Here is an 18,396-nt window from a genome sequence, read left to right as displayed (position 1 = left end):
TTTTGCATACCATTCACAAAATAATTTTATTGAAGTTAGTCAAAATCAATAACTCATGAAAGTTATGTCAAAACAACAATATAAGAACCCTCTTCACAGAGGGTCTTTTTCATGCAAACAACCTTGTCCAAGTAGCTCTCCCAGCGATCCCATCCACAGCCAGACCATTTGCTTTTTGAAAAGCTCTTACAGCCTTCTCAAGTCCATGACCAAAGATAGAATCAAGCCCATTCACATCATATCCCTTACAGATCAACAACGCTTGAAGAATCCAAGTGAGATTTCCTTTTGCTCCCTTGCGAACATTTACGACAGCCGCACGAGTTTTCGGTCCCCACTCTCCGTCTACGACAAGACCTGCATGAAATTGCTTATTTAATTCGGTCTGGAAGCCCTTAAGCAAAGCTTTATATGTTTCAGGTCCTTGATAACCATCTACTTTAATATTGAGCTTATATCGTTTATTCAAGGTACTCTGAATGGTTCTAACAATCGCACGACCACCACTGGAAGATGATTTCTTTGTTGATGACTTCTTTTTAGTTGGTTTAGGAATGGCAGGTGTTGCGTTGTTGACTTTTGATACGAGGACTGGACGTTTACCAGCTTGTAATTGGCTCAAAGTTAAACCGCCTATCATCTCTAAATGCGGATAGTCTTTAAAGCTGTTCCAGTCCCCTCCCCATGCAAATCCTAAAGCCTTTGCAATTTGAGCGACTCTTTTCCATTTGGAATTAACAGTCCAGATTGCTGTTTTGCCATCTGAGGATAATAAAACATAATCGACTGCTAAACCGTAATTGTGATTGGATTGTCCAGCTCTAGCATGAGTCACAATCTTCCCTGGCGCAGTACGTCCTTTCGCATACAGCTTATTTTGTTCCGCAAAAGAACGATAGCCAGATGTCATCTGCACATAAATACCCTCTTTATAAGATCTTTTGATGACTTCGATTGCTGTTTCTTTCACAACTGGATGGATTCCCGAACCCATATTCCGAACAGAACGATCAATCAATGCTTGTAATGATACCGCCATTGTGAAACACCTCTATTTTTTAATTTTTACAATTAAAAGAGACTGCCAACCGGCAGCCCTCTCATTTTGTTAATCCGTTTTGTTTTAACACTTCTTTTTGTTGCTTACCTTTCTTAGTCACATAATTGTTTTTATACCAAGCGACAATTGAAGTCACGATCGTAAACACTGTAGAACCGACCAAATACAAAGCATCCGCCACCGTATTGACTTGATCTTCACTGATTGGCAAAGCGCCCTTTCCGAACATCATCAAAGTTTGGTTAATAAGTGCAATAAAAAGAAGCACCGTCCGAATGACTGTGCCTTTGTCAACGTTTTTCATATCATATTTTCCTCCTTCTTATTTCTGCAAGAGATTATAAAATAATGCGATCGTTCCACCGATTACACCGGTGCTGATTGCTGTAATGATTGCGCCCGTGATGCTGCGCTTGATCCATGTTGTATTTTCTTCAATTTTGTTAAGCTTTTCATTGATAGATATGATCTGTTGATCGTGTCGATCCGTTGTCCTCTCCAGAGTGCTGACACGTTGCTCCAAGGCTTTATGATTACCTTTCATCTCTGTCATCTCTTTTTGAAAAACATCTATTTCATTTGCTTGTGACATCCCCTAACCTCCGTTCTACATTGCTTTCACCCCTTTCGAGGCAAAATAAAAAAGCCGCCTATTTCGCCGCTTGTGGTTTAATTTATTTTAATAGCTTTTGTTCTTCCTGTAGTTTTTCAAAATCTGCATTTTGGAGCTTATACATTGTTTGAACATTAGTCAATGTGTCGTAAGCTGCCATAAGCTCTTGTTTATAGGATTCACATTTAAGCTGGATAAATCTAAGTTGTTCTTCTAATTCCTCATATGTCGGTTTCTTTGTCTCCATTATCATTCACCTGTTTCATCTGGAATTGCACCGCCGCGCGGGGATGCTGTTATTTGGTCATAATCACTCTGGGTAATCAACCCAGTGGAGAGCGCCTTTTTCAATTGGATTGTTGTTACAGTGCCATTTTCCCAGCAATCACAAAACAATTCATATGGGGGAGTTGAGTTGCCGTCACTTAACACCTGGCTAATCATTGCTCTTTGGAGTGTAATGTTTTGCCTAGTTAGCTTTTCATAAATAGTTTCTTGTAGTTCGCCTATTTTAATGTTCTCAGGTTCTAGGATCTTGAACATCAATTACACGCTCCTTTTTTGAATCCTCTCTTTCATAAATGCCTTCATCAATCCTGATGTTAAATTGCGGAGGCAACTTTTTGAGATCCTCATTTGTTGAATATGGTGCTTCATCGGTCGAATTATAGATCACTCCCGCAATTGTGTTATCTTTCTCAACATAAATCTCTGAAAACAAGTATATGGCGTTATCTGGAGGGGCGAAAAAGTCAAACCCGTTCGCATCTAGTTCAATCCTTGCCAAATGATAAGTAAGGCTTTCATTGTTAGCTTGTATGACGTAGAGCTTATATAAAATCCTTTTTGTACTATCACCTTTAAGGTCAAAACCTACTGATTCCATACTGTGGGTACTGCCATCTAATGTGAGATCAAAATTACTAATAACAACCTGATTGCCGTTTAAATCAGCTTTAAAGCCTTTAGTTTTTAGTTGACGACCTCTCAAATTAATCGTATTAACCACAAAACCCCTCCTACTTCGGTTCATATAGATAAGCAATCATTAAACGCGAAAGTGTTTTGTTTTCCACATTTACTGCGCCTGATCCCCGTACCCTGACTTTAATGAAATGATCACCGGCTGCCATGCTGCTGATCCCTACCGTTACACAGTCAGAATAAGAACCATAAGGCACAGCCACAGCCCAAAATAGATTTTCTATATTCGATCCAATATCAAGAGTTCCGTCACCATATGCAGTGCTCCCACTGCCCTGATTTATGATAAAGTCATTCCAATAATGGATACGTAAAACAGCGTTGTAATTCAGAGCTCCCCTGCTATCCTCAACAGCGCTGCTAACCGTTACACCTAGTCCATGGGTAGATATTTTTATATCATTCCCCGCTTCTAATACTGTGTTATAGGGTAAAAATGCGGTATCTCCCCAAAACCCCATATAATGGCCGTCTGAACTTGACTTGTCTATTTTGAGAAGTTGCTTTGCCTCTGATCCGTGCCCTAGGTACTGCCAGACTTCAAAACCAAATCTTTCATCTGAGTGGTTTGGAGCATCTGGACCTCGACCTGTATAGATAGCGCAATTTGCCCATTTTGTTCCTCTAGAGTCATTGTAGTTATCTAAGAAAATTTTAGGGACGTATGTGTTCGAGCCATTGTCATTACCCCAGTTAGCCTGAAAGGTTGATCTTAATTCAAGGCTACCGTTCCACTTTCCTGATTCGTTTACAGCTCCGCCTAATATGGTAGTTCTATCCCCAAAATCACTATCTAAAAAAGATGAATACTTACCACTACCTGTGCCTGTATTCTTCCCGAAACTCAAATAATCTTTTGTTCCATTTATCGAAAAACCTCTTCTTGAAGATTTAGAACCACCCCACGAATTAGATATTGTTCCAACTTCATCGTACTTAGGTGAGGATGCGTCTGTGCCTGAATCATAAAAATATAAGTTGTAATTGGACATTTTTATCATGGTTCTCCCATCTAATATAGATGTGAGTGCACCGTCCTTCAATTCAATTGTGTCGCCGCTTTCATTATCACTTCGGACAATAACACCCGATAAAATGCCACCTTTAATCTTATCCGCAATTAAACTATTGATTTTTGCGTTTGTAATAGCTCCATCTGCCACATTTAACGTATCAATGGCTGCTTTGCCGATTTTAGTGTTTGTTATCGCTAAATCTTCAATATGATTTGTCCCGATGCGCACGGTGGCTGCCGAATATTGAGCAGTAAAATCACTTGCCGTTCCGTGAGTGTTAACGGCACGAATTCGATAATACCAAAGCTGATTGACTTCCACTTCATGCACTGTTCCGCCCTCTTTACCAGCCCATAAAAGATTAGATCTATTCGTGATATCCGGTGTAAAATCCTTCATCTGAGATCCGAAAACCTCATATTTCGCAATATATGAATATGGCTCAAAATCCCATGAAAGTGCTACTTTTGAAAATAGCCCCTTCACCTCGACATTTTGGGGCATTGGTGGCTTTTTGTCTGGGAAGCTATCGTCCGTAACAATCGTGTTGCCTTTCTCCTGCTCAATGTCTCTTATTTTTTCTTCGATCTCATCAAGCCGTTTATCAGGCTCATAAACTTCTAGAAATTGTCCCATTTCGACTTTAGCTGTACCTTCTGGGTCTGAAATATCGTATTCTAAGACAATAACCCGACCAAAAAATTCGATAGGTTCAGAAACCGTTCGATCAATCGCAAGGCGTGTGTCTCCCAATGAAACAGGTTCATCTAATAAAAAGACTTCTAAAGCATAATTTGTCTGTGTGTTTGATGCTGTATGAACGAGATATTCAAAAGTCTTTTGTAATAACCCTTTTGCCTCTTCAATGTTTTCATCCTGCCATTTGCCAAAAGCATTAATAATCGTACCATCTGTCTTTTTATGTCCGTATTTTTCTTTAGCCGGAGGATATTCAACCCATTTTTGACCCTTCGGTTTATCGACAGGATCACCATTAGAGACTTTCCACTCAATATCTGCAAAATCAATATATCGAGAATTGCCGCCCCCTTCTGTTTCGACACTGGCACCCCATCCATAGAGAGCCGAAACAGGATAGGCCATTTCGGTTACATGAATGCTTTCAATGTTGTAACCGACTTCGAAACGACCACCATCATCCGAGCCCCTGCGCTGCATGATGTTAACAACACGTTCAATGACTTTATTATTTTTCGTGTTGAATGTAACGGTAAATTTCAGTTCTCCGCCCCATACTTTGATGATGTCTTTAATCGCCTCATATGCGCTAATATGATAGAAATGGGTTGAGTTAATACCTAAATCAGCCGTAACATTTCCTGTCCATCTAGTACCTGCTAATGCACGATTAAGAGCATCCTTTTGGGTTGTCTTATATGGGCGAACATCATCAATAATCCATTCAAGTAATTCCATTTCGGCTGGTTCACATTGTACTGTTTTTTCTGCTCCTTCTTCCCCGTTTCCACTGTCCACTTCTCGAATGTTAAAGAGACGAAAAAAGCTGTCTTTATCTTTAAAGACGACCTGGTTTAACTTAGTCACATGTTGACTATCTGGATGTGTTGCATCGCATGTAAATGAAAATGTTGAGCCTTGGTTTAGTTCTTCTCTGAATATTGCATTCCAAAAAATGCAGGCGCTTTCGGCTTGGTTGGATAAGATCGCTAATAAATTGTCCTCTTTGTCTAATATCCACAAGTCCGCCATGTGATCACCTGCCTTTTACTTATATTTATCGGTAAACCGTATCGTACTCGGTTGCGTTACTTTTATCAATGTATTTCTTTTCGGCGGTATCTTGAAGAAATCAGAAGTATGATGATAAGCCGTTTTTTTATCTTCTCCATTCAGTGCTGCTGATCGGTTAGCGAAATCGAGAATCAATTGATCACCCGCAATGAAATCAAAATTCAGCAATACGAATGCTTTTACACTTGCATCGTCATTTAAAAGTTGTACCTCATATTTGTCTACCGCCTCCGTAAATGTACACTCGACGATTGGATAAATTGGGATTGTTCCAGCACTTTGTACATGTCCTATAGGATCTGATAGGCTACCAATATCGAAAAAATGTTCCGAACCGTGTTTGTATGGATCAGGGCAAATAAAATTGATTGTGCCTTTTCCGAATTTGAATAATTCCGTAAGTTGTCCTTCTCCATCTATCATGCCGTAATATGTCCGGTCGGGTTCGTCTGGAAAAATTAAAGCTTCTGGCTCATCCGTGATCAGCCAGTCCGCTATTTCTTCCTTTGCTTTCTGCAAGTCGTCAACACCTTTAATTAACAAGTTGACAGCAAGTATCCGCGGTTTCGTCTTGGTACGCCTCAAATAAGCACCCGGCCGTCCTGGAATTTCTATCATTTCTTTTTCAACTGGCGCCCATATAGGACGCTCTGTCTCAATTGTAGCGTGTACAAAATCCTTTGATATGCCATTGAAGGTAAAAGACATTATTTATACCTCCGTTTGTCTCTGAATGATTGCCTTTTTTGAGCTCTAGTTATAGCTCCATTGGTAACCTCAGCGAATTTCCGATCATTAATATTTAAGTTGGTTTGAATTCCTGATATCTCAACTTCAACGGGTTGATTTAAAACGGCATCGGCAAGATTCTGAATAGCCGACATGATTCCAGTTGTATGGATTGGATTCGGTGTAATATCAGGCACATTCAAGACGCTTGAAGCAATCCCTTTTAAATCTGGTATATCCGGAACAGCTGCGTTCGCTAGTTGCTCAGATGCTTTGTCTATGCCTTTCACACTGTCATCCATACCAATTTCCATACCTTCGCCCGTCCATTTACCAATCTTCTTCATGACCTTTGAAGGTGAAGCAATATGAAGGATTTCTTTGAATTTTGTTACAACGCCGTCTGCGATTTCCTTTGCCTTTTTCCAAAGAGCGTCCGCCATTTCGCCGATACCTTTAATCAAACCATTAATGATGTCTTTTCCGATCTTGAATAGGTCGATTTTTTTAAAGAACGTCATGACCTTATCCCAAATGGTTTTGATTTTACTCTTAACAGCATTCATCTTTTCGCCAACAGAACTAACCATGTTTTGAAATTTTTCTTTTACTGTTCTCCACATATTGCCTAGTGTATTTGAGAAAAAATCTTTAATGTTATTCCAGATACTTTTTGTAGTGGAAGAGATTTTATTCCATATCGTTGTGACAGTGCTTTTTATGCCGTTCCACACTCTCGAGAAAGACTTTTTTATTGAATTAATGAGAGTTGTCAAAAAACTTTTCAAACCATTCCATACGCTTTTTCCGGTTGAAATGATTCCGTTCCAAATGGAAATGACAGCTGACTTAATGCGATTCCATGTTTTCGAGAAGAAACTTTTCAGTGTGTTGAAAAGTGTCGTGAAAAAGCTTTTCAAGCCATTCCACACCGTTTTCCCAACAGCAATAATCGTATCCCAAATGGTGGTGACCACTGTTTTAATGGCATTCCATACCGTTTCGAAAATGGTCTTGTAAAGGTTGAAAACGAATGTAAAGTAAGCCTTCAACCCATCCCAAATGGTTTTGGCAACCGCGACAATTCCATTCCAAATGGCCTCCCCGATAGCTTTTATGGCATTCCAAACTGTTTCGAAGATCGTTTTATATAGATTGAAAACGAAAGAAAAATACGCTGTCAACCCGCCCCAAATGGTTTCAGCGACTAAAACGATACCTTCCCACAGATTTTTAAAGAACTCGGAAATAGGCTCCCAGTTTTGGATAATCAAATAAGCAGCTGCGGCTATGGCTGCAACTGCAATTAATATCGGGTTTGACATAAAAAGCGTGCTAACAGTTTTGAAGACAGTTCCCATCTTTTTTATAGCAGTAATTGCTGGGCCAATTCCGGTTGCAATTTTACCTATTACGATAAGCGCAGGACCGAGGGCAGCTGCAAATGCACCAACTGCAACAACCCCAGTTTGAACGGGTTTGCTCAGATTTTTAAACCATTCAGCTGCCTTTTTTAATTCCTGTAATAATGGCGGAATCATATCATTCGCAACGTCTAATAGAATTTTTCCGATAGGTTCAAGAGCTAGCATCGTATTATTTTTCAAGATATTGAATTTATCGCCCAATGTTTCCGTGTCTTTTGCTGCTTTTCCAATGGTTTCTTTCGATGATCCGAGCGTTTTCATAAGATCGTCAATTTCAAAACGTCCCTCTCGAATAGCTGCGGCCATGTCGGCGCCCGCTCTGGCTCCGAAATGCTCAAGAGCGATTGCATTTGCTGCTCCGGCTGAACCGGCTTCTTTGATCTGTTTTATGATTTTAGGAAACTCTTTTTGTGGGTCCTTTCCGGCTTTGGCCATCTTTCCGAGCGCTACCCTTAGTCCTCCCATGACCAATTCCATATTGACCCCTTCTTTTTCCCATTTACCCATGAGGGCCGCACTTTCTTCAAAGCTGAAACCGATATGACGTAAAGGTGCGCCGAATTGTACGAGTTTTGTACTCAATTGATCAACACCGATCCCTGTTGTCTGACTGACTTTCCACAGGTAATCCATGGTTTTGCCTGTATCCTTCGATTTGATGCCCCAGTCACCGAATAATCGAGTAACTTGGGCAATTGATGTTGAAACATCCTGCCCGGTTATACGACTCAGATCAAGGAACTGCTTTGTCAGTTTTTCAAGAGGCTTCCCAGTCAATCCAGTTCGTGTATTTATATCAGCAAGAGCATTTGAAACGGTCTCGGCATCCTCTGGCACTTTAGCAAACACATGATCAAAACTTTTACGAAGTCCAGTTAATGCCTTTCCTGTTGCGCCTGTCCCTGCTCGAATATTTTTGGTCGCTTGATCAAGCTTATAAGCAGCTGCCATGGCAGCTCCACCAAATGCCACGATTGGGGCTGTTATATATTTTGACATTGATGATCCTGCAGCTTTCATGCTAGCTCCGGCGCTCTGTAATCTCTTTTGGAAGCTTGAAATCCCTTTTTCGGCGGGCTTTCCGTTAAATATGGAGTCAATGACAACCTTTCCGTCTGCCATTATGTGCCCCCTTTCTGCCTCAGCTTGCCCGCCACAGAATTGGCTTTATTGTCCATGGCCTGAATCTGTGCGGCAACTTCTTCCGCCGTCTTCGCCTTCAATGCGTAAACTCGTTTGAGCCTTCTCAAGTTTTCGACTTGCTTCCGTGACATGTCACGAGTGATTTTTTGCGTTCGGATACCGACGACTTCACGAAACTTCGTTTTCTCGCTCAGACCGTTTAAAAGAGCCTGAAATTTCCTCCAATGTAGCCGTCCTTGTTGTTCAATGAGATCAATATTGTAATCAAACAAAAAAGACGCATATATGAAATCAGCGTCCTGAACGAAGTCATAATATTTTTCTTGGTAAGGTGATACTTGTTGTTGGTTTTCCTCTTGATCCTCGTCTTCTTTGATAAAGTTTTCTAGAACAGCTTGCACGAAAATGATCTTTTCGTAAGGCTCCATTTGCTCATAATCTTCATTGTTTGCAGCAAACATTTCAGCCATGATGTCCCACTTCTCAGCATCTTGGAATGTTATATCTTCGCCCAATTCAAAGGCTCGCAAAACGACGTCAAAGGAAACGTCAATGGGGATTTCTTTGCCGTTTAAAACGATCACATCGTCAAAAGAGTCTGTCAACTTCATTGTTTATCACTTCTTCTTTTTCGTGTATGTTGCGCGCTTTTCGTTATGCTCTCCTGATGTTTTGCTATAAATGAACTTTCCAATTTCTTCAATCACTGTAAAGAGAATCAGCATAGATTTCCCGGCAGTCTCGTAAATCTCTATAAATGAACCTTCACCAAAAAATGTGTCAATCGTCTCCTTCACAACTTGGATGGAGTCCTCTTGAGTTTTTTTCTGATCTTCATCTGACATATTTTCAAATGTAATCTCATCAGCTTTTTTGGCATGCTCATAAAACTTCCGCATTTGAGTTAATTGATTTTGCATGCTTTCATCATCGTAATAGAGTGTATATGTTTTACTACCTATCTCAAATTCCTGTGTTGGTTGATCTAAATTGATTTTGATGACTGACATATTGTCATTCCCCCTTTATTGAACTGTTCTTGAACCTGACCAGCTATACTTTAGGTTTTGAGGGAGTGGCAGGCGCAGTGGTTTCTATTGGTGTTCCGTTGAAATGAATTTCTACACTGATTTCGCCTTTTTCTCCAGCTTCTCCGCCCGGGCCTTCAATCGTTGCAATCGTACATGGCCCTTCTAAAATAACACCGTTTGGCTGTTCCCATTTCATATTGGTTTCACGTTCCGTACCAATTTTGATGAATTTACTAAAAAGCCAGTCCTGAACAACATCACCGAAATAGCGATGACCTTCAAAAGTGAAAGTGACTTGTCCACCCATAACAGTTGTGGTTCCAAGACCACCACCATCTAAATACTTTGTTTGATCGGTTTCCTCGTTCATACTAGGTTCAAAGGAACTAAAGCCACGCGCTAACCTTTCATACGTCGGTTTTTCAGCCTCTGGTGTGATATTGAGAAAAAATTGATGTTGTGATTGGATTAATAAACCTTCATTTTGAGCCAACCTCACTCACTCCTTTTATATAAATTTCCGCCTGAAAAAGTGCGGTATAAATATCGCCATCTGGTGTTCGTTCAACCCAATTCGGAGTTGTGTATAGATCGCATTTAATAAAATCAAAAGAGCCGTCATGACTCGTGACAGCTCCATTTGTTAAAGCATCCAGTTTGTTTGCGATTTCTTGACATGTTTTATATCCGGTTCTGGATTCTTGATGTCTGACCAATATTTGAAAAGGAAAAGTGTAACTTCTTCCTAAATCAAGACTTTTAACCGATTGAGAACCAGAAGTAGGACGGATTGACATACTATTTCCATTCTTCAATGGGCCGACATTCAATGCCTGGTCAAATAAAACATTTGTTTCAATATATTGTTTTATACGCTCCAAAAAGTCCAATTGCCCGTCCCCTCCTATATATGCCGTTTTTTAAGCGCTTCAAGTACATTTATCCATCTATCAAAAAAACTTGACCTTGCAGCCTCAAACCATAGGCCCTGAGCATTTGGATTTTTATCCTTTGAAAAGTGATATTGTGAATTGTAATAAAGCTTTCTCGCGTATTTCGTATCCCAAATCAGTTTTCCTTTTTCAAAGTCTGAACTACGTTGAGAACTAGCGATTAAATTACCTGTATCCTGTGGCGCATAATTGTTTGAATCTTTTAGGACTTCAGAAGAAAGTAACGGCTGTGCTGCTTGATGATATTTTGAAAGTTTCTTATCCACACCATTCATTTCCGTCTTGACCTTAAACTTGATCATTTTAGGATCACCTCGTAATGATGAGGTAAATTTGGACTCTCATCATAATGCTCTTTCACTTTATTCACTTCATATTCTTGTCCATCAAACGTCACCTTTGAACGTTCTTTCAGCCTCATGTACGGCTTTGAATTTGTCCGGTCTATCAATATGATGGACTCTCCTTCTGTCTCATCTCGAACTTGATTTCGAATGATAGTGCTAATCGGTTCAACCCTTACCTTTTCGATATGAATAGGCTTATCATAAGAACCTGAACCACCATTCCACCCATCATCGCTTCCAAGATATTTTCGATAGATAATGGAATGAATCAAAAGTCTTTCGGGAATCGGTCTAGCCACGAGCACACACCCCACTATATAACAGCCCTGTCCGTTTCAAGAAAGCAAGCGTGGACGGACTTACCCGTTTTTCATCTCGATGAGAACCGCCCCCACTTGAAGTACCTTCCGAATAACTGAATGAGCCGACACTAACACTCGTCAAGTCGTCAGTCCCGGCATTTACTGAAGCATCTCCGCCCTTTATCACATAAAATTCAACCTGTGCAGCAGTTGCTTTTTTTACTAAGTCTTGAATCAACGGTGGTAAGTTGCTGAGATTTTTTCCATACAACTTATACCCTGTCAGTTGATCAATTGTGTCACTTGCTCTTTCAATGTATTTTTCGATATCTTCAACTGATGCAGGAACACCTTTATAATCATCGTTATAGTATTCTAACGTTATATAAGGCATATGAACCGCCCCTCTCAAAGGCCTTAGACCTTCTCATCTTTCTTTTTATTTGTACCTTTTTCAGGTCGTAACTCGGCTACTTCAACTTCCTCGTAACCTTCTAGTTTTAATTCATTGATTTTACCTACTTCTTCCTCTCTCAATATCACATTTTCTTTTTTTAGGATTGCCATTCTGTCCCCTCCGTTTATGCCTTTGCAGGTGCTACATGAGACACAACCACACCGTCAGCTTTGTTTTTCATGACAAATAAATCATGATACATGCGGTTTTGATAAAGGTATCCGTCACCTTGGGTGTGCTGCCCTGGTTGGAATAAATAGACCGTATTTAGTTTTGCTTTCGCAACGATCGCGCCTTTGTAGACGATAATCCAGTTTAGAGAAAAGGAACCTGGAGCACTTTTGAAACCTGTAGTAAAATCAAAAGATGAATAAAAACGGTTGGCATCCCAAACCTCAACTAAACGAACTCCGTCAAGACTTGTCACACGCGTTTCAATCGCTGTTCCTTGGTTTTGAACCTGAATTTGACGATTGAACTCTGATGAACGCTCCAAAGCGTCCATTGCTACACTAGACATATAGCAAACTAAGTTTCCCGGGCCATATTTACGAACCTTGAGAATATCACGTTTTAGCGCTGTATACACTGAATCTTTTGTAATGGTTTCAGCTGTTGCTCTCTTTCCTGTCAGCGCTTTTGTCGCCATTTTAGAGAAACGATAAGCATCAACCTCTGGTCCTGCATGTTCCGTTAAGAATGTCCGTGTAATATTGGCGGCGCTTGCTGCTTGATTTGATTCATCAACGTCCATTTGATCAACAAAGAATTCAACATCACGATCAAATCCCAATGTGTATGGTTCGTTAGTTGTTGTAACATCGCCACGATTAAAGCCGCCGTTACGTGAATGATTTTTGTAACCTGTCAATGAAACAGTTGGAACATGAAACGTGCGTGCTCCCATCCAGTTTACGTTTGACGTTTCTAATTCAGTTGTAAGCATGGATTGAGTCAAGACTTGATCTAGTTCATTTGAATACTTTTCAGCGTAGTTAATAGCATTAGCCATGTTTTAAATCCTCCTTATTGTTTACCTAGTAGTGCACTAGCAAACGAATCTAATTTTGAGTGTTTATGATGCGTGCCAGTTGTGTAAACAGGTGGCTCTTCATCTGTTACACCACCCTTAAAATGCGGGTATTTTTCGAGTACCTTTTCAATGGCTGCATTCATGTCCATCTCGTCAGATACAAGGGGCTTTGCAAGCGTGACAACATCCTGCACAGCATCCGATTGTACTCCAGCTCCCATAGCTGCTATTTGAGCCTTGAGACTTTCGTTTTCGCTTGCGAGTGTTTGGTTTTGAGTCTCAAACTCTTGCAAGCGTTCCGTCTGCTTCTCAGCTTCTGTTTTTTGTGAATCCTGCCATTCTTTTAGCTTAGAAAGACCTTCTTTTGCACTCTTGAAATCATCAACACCAAGTTGCTTTAATAGTTTTTCTTGCGCTTTTTTGGCTTCCTTAGCTGCGATATTGTTCACATCTTCTTGGGTAAAAGGTTTAGGTTCTTCCTGATTGGAAGTGTCTGTGTTTTCTGCTGCTTTGCCTTCCGAATTTGCCGTCGGATCGGTATTATTTTCTGATCCTGCATTTTCGCCACTTTCTGCGAAAAATTGAAGATCTAATTTTAAAAAGTGATCCATGTTATAACCTCCCGAATGGGTAAAGTACTTCTGTTTTCTTTAACGCCCACCCCAGATAAACGGGCAATAAAAAAAGCCTTATCCTAAATAGGAAGGCTTCTTGTTCTCTCGCTTTAAAATTTCAAGTTCATCAACCATTCTCTTAATGGTGATCTCTAATAGAGCAACTCTATTTTCTAATTCTTTATATTCCTTTCGTGAATTAAACACTATGACACCCCCTTAAAGTAAATCTGTTCTCTATCCCTTCGTCTTGTTCTTCCTGTCTCGTCAATAAATTCCCTTAGCTGTGCTTGCCGCCTTGAAATCTTGGCTTGTGCACGTTTTATACCTACTTCATCATTAAGTTTTTCAAAAACAACCAGTTCGCGCTTTCCTTTTCTTATGAATCGTTCAAACTGCCGCTGTTTTTGGCTGTCTTCGTATACCTCTTCGTTTTTTTCTTCATCAACAGGGCGATAACGTTGCGTTGAAACACCAGGGATGTACGGATATTGAAAATGACCGCAGTTAATGCCAAACAACCCGTCAGGCTCGCCTATACTTGTATCGGATAAAGCCGGATAATTTGGGTCATTGCCACTTCTACTGTATATCTGCCCTTGATACGGCGCACAGTTTGGGCGAGCACCTTCATGTGAACTGATTTCAACAAGATCAACGCCCCAACTATCAAATCGTGAATTCTGCATGTCATTCGCTACCCGGTTACCCATCGTTCTCATGACTTGTGAAGCATATTCTTCCGCATACATACGGTCACCGTTTCTTTTGATCAGGGTTGGAATCCCTCGTTCTGCCCAACTACCTATTGTACGACGCAACGCCTCCTGTGGCGTTTTCATTCCAGTGATGACATCAGCTGTCGCATTCGTCAAAATGTCCCTGTATACTTGCTCACTGTTGTTTAGCATGCTTGAATTGATCATGTTGAAAATACTTGATGATTGACGCTCAAACGATTCTAAAACACGCCAGATTGCTGGGTCATCTCTTGGCTTCGGAGCTTCTATAAGAGGGGCTCCTGCTTTCAAGGCTCTTTTTAACAAAGATTCGTTTGAATCAATAGCCGCCAATCCTACATTTAACAAGATTTCAGTCACCTTTGATGTTTTTAAGCCACTTTTTCTTGCGATGATCTTGATAGCCTGCTTTCTAAGTGGCCCAATCTGTTCAAGTTTCATCGCATGCCATGCATTCGCATCGTCCTCTAGAGCGCCCTGATCCTCTGCCAATGCTGCCGCGATACCCTCAAGAATTTCTGTTTGAATCTCTGTATAAATCTTGGCGATCGGCCATGTCATTTGTTCTAATTGATTCCTGCTCAAGCGTGTCATGAAGCACCGCCACCAAATTGTTCATCAATGTCTGGCAGTTCGTTCGCTTGCTCTGCCTGTGCATCCTTTATGATCGCTTTTGCTTCCTCTTCTGAAACTTTAAGGATGTTTTGAAGTGCCATCCATTTTGGGATATTGCCATTGTTCTGCAGTTTAAGCCAGTAATTCGAGTCAGAATCCCGATCCTCAACAATAGAATCATCAAAATCAACTGATACCTCATATTCCTTTTGTATATTAAAGACTCCATAGGTTTCAGCTACTTCACAGATTGTTTTGACTAGTTGTTTTAAACTTTCCTCAATGATTGTTTCATGACTGTTTTTAGACTTATAAGTTTTACTATTCTCACTAACAACCTCTGTCGCTGTTTTAAGCCCTTTACCATCAAATGTAAATGTCCCGGGACTAAATCCAATCTTTGCTGAAAACAAATCTAATTCGGTTTGTATGGCTGCAATATGTTCATTGACTCGAAGTGAAATATCATTTTCGACGATCTTTTGATTGTCAACAGAATCAAAATCAAAAGCCTCGTAAACTTCATCGTTTTCATCAAAATAACGCGTCATGGCTTGTGTTTCACGATCAACATGTGTACGAACTGCAGTCGCTGGAACTATAATTCGCTTTTTGCCTAGCCTGAATTCTCTTAGAAAACTGTCGTAAACCGTATCTATCGCTTTAATATTACTGATTGCATTTGCAAATAAAGAAATCCCCAAAGGACTTTGGAGATCGATATTATTCGCTATATTCGGTTTGATATAAACAAATGTTGGGCGCGTTAGCTTTGTAAACACTGTTTCAGGTGCTAGACTTTCATATAGTATTGATAGAGGAACTTCGATCCCTAATTCATTTTCGTTGTCAGATTGAAAAAGCTGATTTCTAACAACATATTTTTGACCTTCCCATTGATTCCATTCAAGAAGAGTATAAAACTTCTTACCTTTTCGAGTGGTACTAATAAATAGCCCTTCATTTACCCTATCATTAGAGTAAGATAACGGTATAAAACAATCAGCCGTTACAAATCCAATCTTTATTTGTTTATTTCCTAAACGATCAAGTTCCACATATACTTTCATCACCATTCCACCGAGAGCAAACATATACTCAAGGTGATCTTGAAACATCTTATAAAAATTGTTGTTCTTCAAGATTCTGTTTATTTCTTCTGCTAAATCTTTATTTGAAATATTAAGTTTACATTTCTCATTGAAGATCAGCCGCGCCATTTCCTCACTTGCCACTTTAGCCATTCCTAAAGTCTCCATACGTCGGATTTTCCTACCGCGGCCGATTGTCGTATATTCGAGTTTGTGAAAGTTTTCATCTTTATATATCTCTAAGTAGCCTCGATACAAAGGCAGCCAGACATTTTCAATGTATCTGTAAAACTCATCGTTTACGGGTAAGTCCTTCATATCCGAGACTGACTTAATATTACTGATAAGCCCCATTTTCAGCATCACCGCCTTTATTTTAGCAATTAGGCTTTGGAACATTGTTGTGTCACCGCCCTATATTACATATCGTTTATAGAAATAGTTCACAGCATATCTAAACTCGTCCATGCTGTGGTTATCTTTATCAATTGGCTTACCATTATCATCCCTGCAATAAAGTCCAGCCTCTTTGATGAAATAGTAATGATCGTATTTATCATCATCTACTAGATAGAATTGACTATTGGTTATGACGTTTTGCGCCCGTTCAATTCCCACTTCTATTCCTTTTGAACTTCCCTTTATATCCTTAGCGTTATTATCTGCTGTTCTGGTTTCAAGACCAACAAGCCGTAATTCTTCTCTTAGCGATTTACAGGCAGGGTCAACAAAGAAATCCTGATACCTCATTTCGTATTTATCCACGCAATAACGAACAAACTCCCTGATTTCCTTTGCATATTCACTCATAGCCTTTACTTGCCCTGTCTCAGCCCCTGAATGGTAGTAATGAGCAACACGATTGAGTTTGAATTTGTTTCTATACCGCGTGATGATATTACATGAAACGCTTGTTGCATCAGATTGACCACCGTCAGCAGCGAAAAACATTTCGTAAGGTTTTCCAAGCAGTGTTTTTTCTGTATGTTTATCTAGGTCTAGCATTCCGTATATAACGCCTTGAGGGTTAACACGTTGCCCTAACCAGTCTCGTTTATACAAATATGGATTTTTAACAAGTGTGTTGTAAATCTCCTGTTTTCTGTCTTCGGTCAAAATCGGGTTGTCGTGAATTGTCCAGTGCTGCCAACGTGTATTTTGAACTTCGAATACCTCTTTAATCACTGGATGATTCGGTGCAGGTGGGTTAAGATCGGATAAGTGATAGCGCATTTTTGCCGCAAAGGTTCGTCGGAAACACTCTTGAATCATGTCCATGTGCAGCAGATTAATTTCACAGAAGACAACCGAACCAAGTGACATACCTGTAATGGCTTTTACGCTGTCAGCCTTACCACCGCCCTTATAATAGACTTTCTTTCTCCCAATTGGCGTCTGTATTTCTAAATGGTCGCCTAATTCATCATGTTTAACCTTTGCCAGCTTACCAAATTGATGTTTCAGCCCTGTCCCGTCACCGTCAATAAATAACCGGTATGCTTGTTCTTGGTTGTAAGCAACGATTAAATGATTTTCATCTGGTGTAAGACTTAAATAAAGTGCATAACGAAAATGCCCCGCTGTCGTTTTACCAGACCGAGGAGTCCCTTCATTAGCCTCTAATGTATGATCAAATGGTCGTTTTATAATGTCCTGCTGCTTGGATGAAAAATCAATCTCCATTTGTGCCATTTCCTTTTTGGATTGCTTTAAATAGCTCGGCAACATTCGCAATAAGCGCTGTATCACCCTTGTCACCTTTCAGCAGCTTAATACGCTCTTTCGTCAGTTCGGTTTCAGCTTTGATTTTTTCAATCTGGGCAGCCGTTAATTTGTGTTTGTTATCAAAGAAACCTATATGTTTGCCAATATTCTCTAACGCTTTATTTGCTCCCGTTGAATCGAATTGATATTCTCCTGTCTCAACCATTTCCTTTGACTCATAGTCAAACGTCATGACAGGTTCAGCTTTCATAGACATTTGAGCAACTTTGATGAAATTTTGCAGCACCCAATCAGCATCAATCTGATTTCTTTTAGCTCTGTCAGCTTTCATTTTCTCTATACGCGCGACAATTTGAGGTTTCTTGAGGAGATCAGCGCCTGTCCGGTAAGCCGTTCTCTCACTGTATCCTGCCCTTTTAGCTGCTTGAGTAGCGTTTAAATCCTTCATGTACTCTTGAATAAATAACTCTTGTTTTGGTGTCAGTTTACTCATTACATCCTCACCGCCTCCCAGGATGATCATTTTTATATTGACTCTGAGCCACGCCCGTGCTTGGCGTTATTCATTTGTTTTCCCAAGGCTCACCGGACGCGAATCACAGTAAACATAAAAAAGCGACTCCGCATCATTGCAGAACCGCATTGTGTCACTATATTTTGTGTTGTGTAAACCCGGGGATGATCCGCCTCCCCGTCCTGCCTTCCATTTTACATTGTTGGAAATGAAGAAATCAAAAAAAATT

24 protein-coding genes are annotated in these 18,396 nt (G+C 40.2%); all 24 read right to left on the bottom strand.

All coding sequences use genetic code 11. From position 1 onward, the window contains the following. Positions 1 to 109 precede the first annotated feature (109 nt). The 24 genes from HOO54_RS02935 to HOO54_RS02825 all read right to left on the bottom strand — a co-directional run bounded on the left by HOO54_RS02935 (position 110) and on the right by HOO54_RS02825 (position 18,146). Complete coding sequence (locus HOO54_RS02935; protein WP_172292491.1) at positions 110 to 1,039, bottom strand: peptidoglycan-binding protein; 930 nt, start codon at positions 1,037 to 1,039, stop codon at positions 110 to 112. A gap of 61 nt (positions 1,040 to 1,100) precedes the next feature. Further along, positions 1,101 to 1,364, bottom strand: a complete 264-nt coding sequence (locus tag HOO54_RS02930) for a phage holin (protein WP_172292489.1) — start codon at positions 1,362 to 1,364, stop codon at positions 1,101 to 1,103. 18 nt (positions 1,365 to 1,382) lie between these two features. Continuing rightward, positions 1,383 to 1,652 carry a hemolysin XhlA family protein gene (locus tag HOO54_RS02925; protein WP_172292486.1) on the bottom strand — a complete coding sequence of 90 codons (270 nt, stop codon included), beginning with the start codon at positions 1,650 to 1,652 and terminating at the stop codon, positions 1,383 to 1,385. A gap of 82 nt (positions 1,653 to 1,734) precedes the next feature. Continuing rightward, positions 1,735 to 1,920: a hypothetical protein gene (locus HOO54_RS02920; protein WP_172292484.1), complete on the bottom strand. Its 186-nt coding sequence runs from the start codon at positions 1,918 to 1,920 to the stop codon at positions 1,735 to 1,737. A 2-nt stretch (positions 1,921 to 1,922) separates the two neighbouring features. Then, positions 1,923 to 2,216 carry a hypothetical protein gene (locus tag HOO54_RS02915; protein WP_253907595.1) on the bottom strand — a complete coding sequence of 98 codons (294 nt, stop codon included), beginning with the start codon at positions 2,214 to 2,216 and terminating at the stop codon, positions 1,923 to 1,925. Next, the gene (locus HOO54_RS02910) at positions 2,194 to 2,682 is read right to left on the bottom strand and encodes a hypothetical protein (protein ID WP_172292482.1); all 489 of its coding nucleotides are present in this window, start codon (positions 2,680 to 2,682) and stop codon (positions 2,194 to 2,196) included. Before HOO54_RS02910 ends, HOO54_RS02915 begins: the two co-directional genes overlap by 23 nt. 10 nt (positions 2,683 to 2,692) lie before the next feature. Then, on the bottom strand, positions 2,693 to 5,404 hold the full coding sequence (locus tag HOO54_RS02905) for a phage tail protein (protein WP_172292480.1): 2,712 nt from the start codon (positions 5,402 to 5,404) through the stop codon (positions 2,693 to 2,695). Positions 5,405 to 5,419: 15 nt separating this feature from the next. Further along, complete coding sequence (locus HOO54_RS02900; protein ID WP_172292477.1) at positions 5,420 to 6,154, bottom strand: distal tail protein Dit; 735 nt, start codon at positions 6,152 to 6,154, stop codon at positions 5,420 to 5,422. Further along, a complete protein-coding gene (locus HOO54_RS02895; protein ID WP_172292475.1) occupies positions 6,154 to 8,724 on the bottom strand; it encodes a phage tail tape measure protein in 2,571 nt (856 codons plus the stop codon). The genes HOO54_RS02900 and HOO54_RS02895 overlap by 1 nt, the downstream gene beginning before the upstream one ends. After that, on the bottom strand, positions 8,724 to 9,356 hold the full coding sequence (locus HOO54_RS02890; RefSeq protein ID WP_172292472.1) for a Gp15 family bacteriophage protein: 633 nt from the start codon (positions 9,354 to 9,356) through the stop codon (positions 8,724 to 8,726). Before HOO54_RS02890 ends, HOO54_RS02895 begins: the two co-directional genes overlap by 1 nt. A gap of 6 nt (positions 9,357 to 9,362) precedes the next feature. Continuing rightward, on the bottom strand, positions 9,363 to 9,755 hold the full coding sequence (locus tag HOO54_RS02885; protein WP_172292470.1) for a hypothetical protein: 393 nt from the start codon (positions 9,753 to 9,755) through the stop codon (positions 9,363 to 9,365). Between the two features lie 43 nt (positions 9,756 to 9,798). Further along, positions 9,799 to 10,269 (bottom strand): phage tail tube protein, encoded by a 471-nt coding sequence (locus HOO54_RS02880; protein WP_172292468.1) that lies wholly within the window; start codon positions 10,267 to 10,269, stop codon positions 9,799 to 9,801. Next, the gene (locus tag HOO54_RS02875; protein WP_172292466.1) at positions 10,256 to 10,666 is read right to left on the bottom strand and encodes a phage tail terminator protein; all 411 of its coding nucleotides are present in this window, start codon (positions 10,664 to 10,666) and stop codon (positions 10,256 to 10,258) included. Before HOO54_RS02875 ends, HOO54_RS02880 begins: the two co-directional genes overlap by 14 nt. Positions 10,667 to 10,680: 14 nt before the next feature. Next, positions 10,681 to 11,031, bottom strand: coding sequence for a minor capsid protein (locus HOO54_RS02870; RefSeq protein WP_172292463.1), 351 nt, complete (start codon positions 11,029 to 11,031; stop codon positions 10,681 to 10,683). Then, a complete protein-coding gene (locus HOO54_RS02865) occupies positions 11,028 to 11,375 on the bottom strand; it encodes a putative minor capsid protein (RefSeq protein ID WP_309244854.1) in 348 nt (115 codons plus the stop codon). Before HOO54_RS02865 ends, HOO54_RS02870 begins: the two co-directional genes overlap by 4 nt. Further along, on the bottom strand, positions 11,368 to 11,772 hold the full coding sequence (locus tag HOO54_RS02860; RefSeq protein ID WP_172292459.1) for a head-tail connector protein: 405 nt from the start codon (positions 11,770 to 11,772) through the stop codon (positions 11,368 to 11,370). The genes HOO54_RS02865 and HOO54_RS02860 overlap by 8 nt, the downstream gene beginning before the upstream one ends. Before the next feature lie 23 nt (positions 11,773 to 11,795). Further along, entirely contained in the window at positions 11,796 to 11,945 is a 150-nt protein-coding gene (locus HOO54_RS02855) for a hypothetical protein (protein ID WP_172292457.1), read from the bottom strand. Positions 11,946 to 11,959: 14 nt separating this feature from the next. Then, positions 11,960 to 12,847, bottom strand: a complete 888-nt coding sequence (locus HOO54_RS02850) for a hypothetical protein (RefSeq protein ID WP_172292455.1) — start codon at positions 12,845 to 12,847, stop codon at positions 11,960 to 11,962. A 14-nt stretch (positions 12,848 to 12,861) separates the two neighbouring features. After that, positions 12,862 to 13,479, bottom strand: coding sequence for a hypothetical protein (locus HOO54_RS02845; RefSeq protein ID WP_216664703.1), 618 nt, complete (start codon positions 13,477 to 13,479; stop codon positions 12,862 to 12,864). A 78-nt stretch (positions 13,480 to 13,557) separates the two neighbouring features. Next, the gene (locus HOO54_RS24650) at positions 13,558 to 13,689 is read right to left on the bottom strand and encodes a hypothetical protein (protein WP_301539267.1); all 132 of its coding nucleotides are present in this window, start codon (positions 13,687 to 13,689) and stop codon (positions 13,558 to 13,560) included. After that, positions 13,689 to 14,816 (bottom strand): phage minor capsid protein, encoded by a 1,128-nt coding sequence (locus HOO54_RS02840; protein WP_172292453.1) that lies wholly within the window; start codon positions 14,814 to 14,816, stop codon positions 13,689 to 13,691. Before HOO54_RS02840 ends, HOO54_RS24650 begins: the two co-directional genes overlap by 1 nt. After that, a complete protein-coding gene (locus HOO54_RS02835; protein WP_172292451.1) occupies positions 14,813 to 16,327 on the bottom strand; it encodes a phage portal protein in 1,515 nt (504 codons plus the stop codon). The genes HOO54_RS02840 and HOO54_RS02835 overlap by 4 nt, the downstream gene beginning before the upstream one ends. A gap of 15 nt (positions 16,328 to 16,342) precedes the next feature. After that, positions 16,343 to 17,620, bottom strand: coding sequence for a PBSX family phage terminase large subunit (locus HOO54_RS02830; protein WP_172299276.1), 1,278 nt, complete (start codon positions 17,618 to 17,620; stop codon positions 16,343 to 16,345). Beyond that, complete coding sequence (locus HOO54_RS02825; protein WP_172292449.1) at positions 17,601 to 18,146, bottom strand: terminase small subunit; 546 nt, start codon at positions 18,144 to 18,146, stop codon at positions 17,601 to 17,603. The genes HOO54_RS02830 and HOO54_RS02825 overlap by 20 nt, the downstream gene beginning before the upstream one ends. Between the last annotated feature and the right edge of the window lie 250 nt (positions 18,147 to 18,396).

The sequence above is a fragment of the Bacillus sp. WMMC1349 genome (assembly GCF_013155385.1).
Classification (GTDB): domain Bacteria; phylum Bacillota; class Bacilli; order Bacillales; family Bacillaceae; genus Bacillus.
Note: the sequence above shows the minus strand (reverse complement) of the source record. Positions and strands in the feature narration are given on the sequence as shown.

Excerpts from the sequence above, each read along its gene's own strand:
- HOO54_RS02935 (WP_172292491.1), bottom strand. The coding sequence starts at position 1,039 with ATGGCGGTATCATTACAAGCATTGATTGATCGTTCTGTTCGGAATATG.
- HOO54_RS02930 (WP_172292489.1), bottom strand. The coding sequence starts at position 1,364 with ATGAAAAACGTTGACAAAGGCACAGTCATTCGGACGGTGCTTCTTTTT.
- HOO54_RS02925 (WP_172292486.1), bottom strand. The coding sequence starts at position 1,652 with ATGTCACAAGCAAATGAAATAGATGTTTTTCAAAAAGAGATGACAGAG.
- HOO54_RS02920 (WP_172292484.1), bottom strand. The coding sequence starts at position 1,920 with ATGGAGACAAAGAAACCGACATATGAGGAATTAGAAGAACAACTTAGA.
- HOO54_RS02915 (WP_253907595.1), bottom strand. The coding sequence starts at position 2,216 with ATGTTCAAGATCCTAGAACCTGAGAACATTAAAATAGGCGAACTACAA.
- HOO54_RS02905 (WP_172292480.1), bottom strand. The coding sequence starts at position 5,404 with ATGGCGGACTTGTGGATATTAGACAAAGAGGACAATTTATTAGCGATC.
- HOO54_RS02900 (WP_172292477.1), bottom strand. The coding sequence starts at position 6,154 with ATGTCTTTTACCTTCAATGGCATATCAAAGGATTTTGTACACGCTACA.
- HOO54_RS02895 (WP_172292475.1), bottom strand. The coding sequence starts at position 8,724 with ATGGCAGACGGAAAGGTTGTCATTGACTCCATATTTAACGGAAAGCCC.
- HOO54_RS02890 (WP_172292472.1), bottom strand. The coding sequence starts at position 9,356 with ATGAAGTTGACAGACTCTTTTGACGATGTGATCGTTTTAAACGGCAAA.
- HOO54_RS02885 (WP_172292470.1), bottom strand. The coding sequence starts at position 9,755 with ATGTCAGTCATCAAAATCAATTTAGATCAACCAACACAGGAATTTGAG.
- HOO54_RS02870 (WP_172292463.1), bottom strand. The coding sequence starts at position 11,031 with ATGATCAAGTTTAAGGTCAAGACGGAAATGAATGGTGTGGATAAGAAA.
- HOO54_RS02860 (WP_172292459.1), bottom strand. The coding sequence starts at position 11,772 with ATGCCTTATATAACGTTAGAATACTATAACGATGATTATAAAGGTGTT.
- HOO54_RS02855 (WP_172292457.1), bottom strand. The coding sequence starts at position 11,945 with ATGGCAATCCTAAAAAAAGAAAATGTGATATTGAGAGAGGAAGAAGTA.
- HOO54_RS02850 (WP_172292455.1), bottom strand. The coding sequence starts at position 12,847 with ATGGCTAATGCTATTAACTACGCTGAAAAGTATTCAAATGAACTAGAT.
- HOO54_RS02845 (WP_216664703.1), bottom strand. The coding sequence starts at position 13,479 with ATGGATCACTTTTTAAAATTAGATCTTCAATTTTTCGCAGAAAGTGGC.
- HOO54_RS02840 (WP_172292453.1), bottom strand. The coding sequence starts at position 14,816 with ATGACACGCTTGAGCAGGAATCAATTAGAACAAATGACATGGCCGATC.
- HOO54_RS02835 (WP_172292451.1), bottom strand. The coding sequence starts at position 16,327 with ATGTTCCAAAGCCTAATTGCTAAAATAAAGGCGGTGATGCTGAAAATG.
- HOO54_RS02830 (WP_172299276.1), bottom strand. The coding sequence starts at position 17,620 with ATGGCACAAATGGAGATTGATTTTTCATCCAAGCAGCAGGACATTATA.
- HOO54_RS02825 (WP_172292449.1), bottom strand. The coding sequence starts at position 18,146 with ATGAGTAAACTGACACCAAAACAAGAGTTATTTATTCAAGAGTACATG.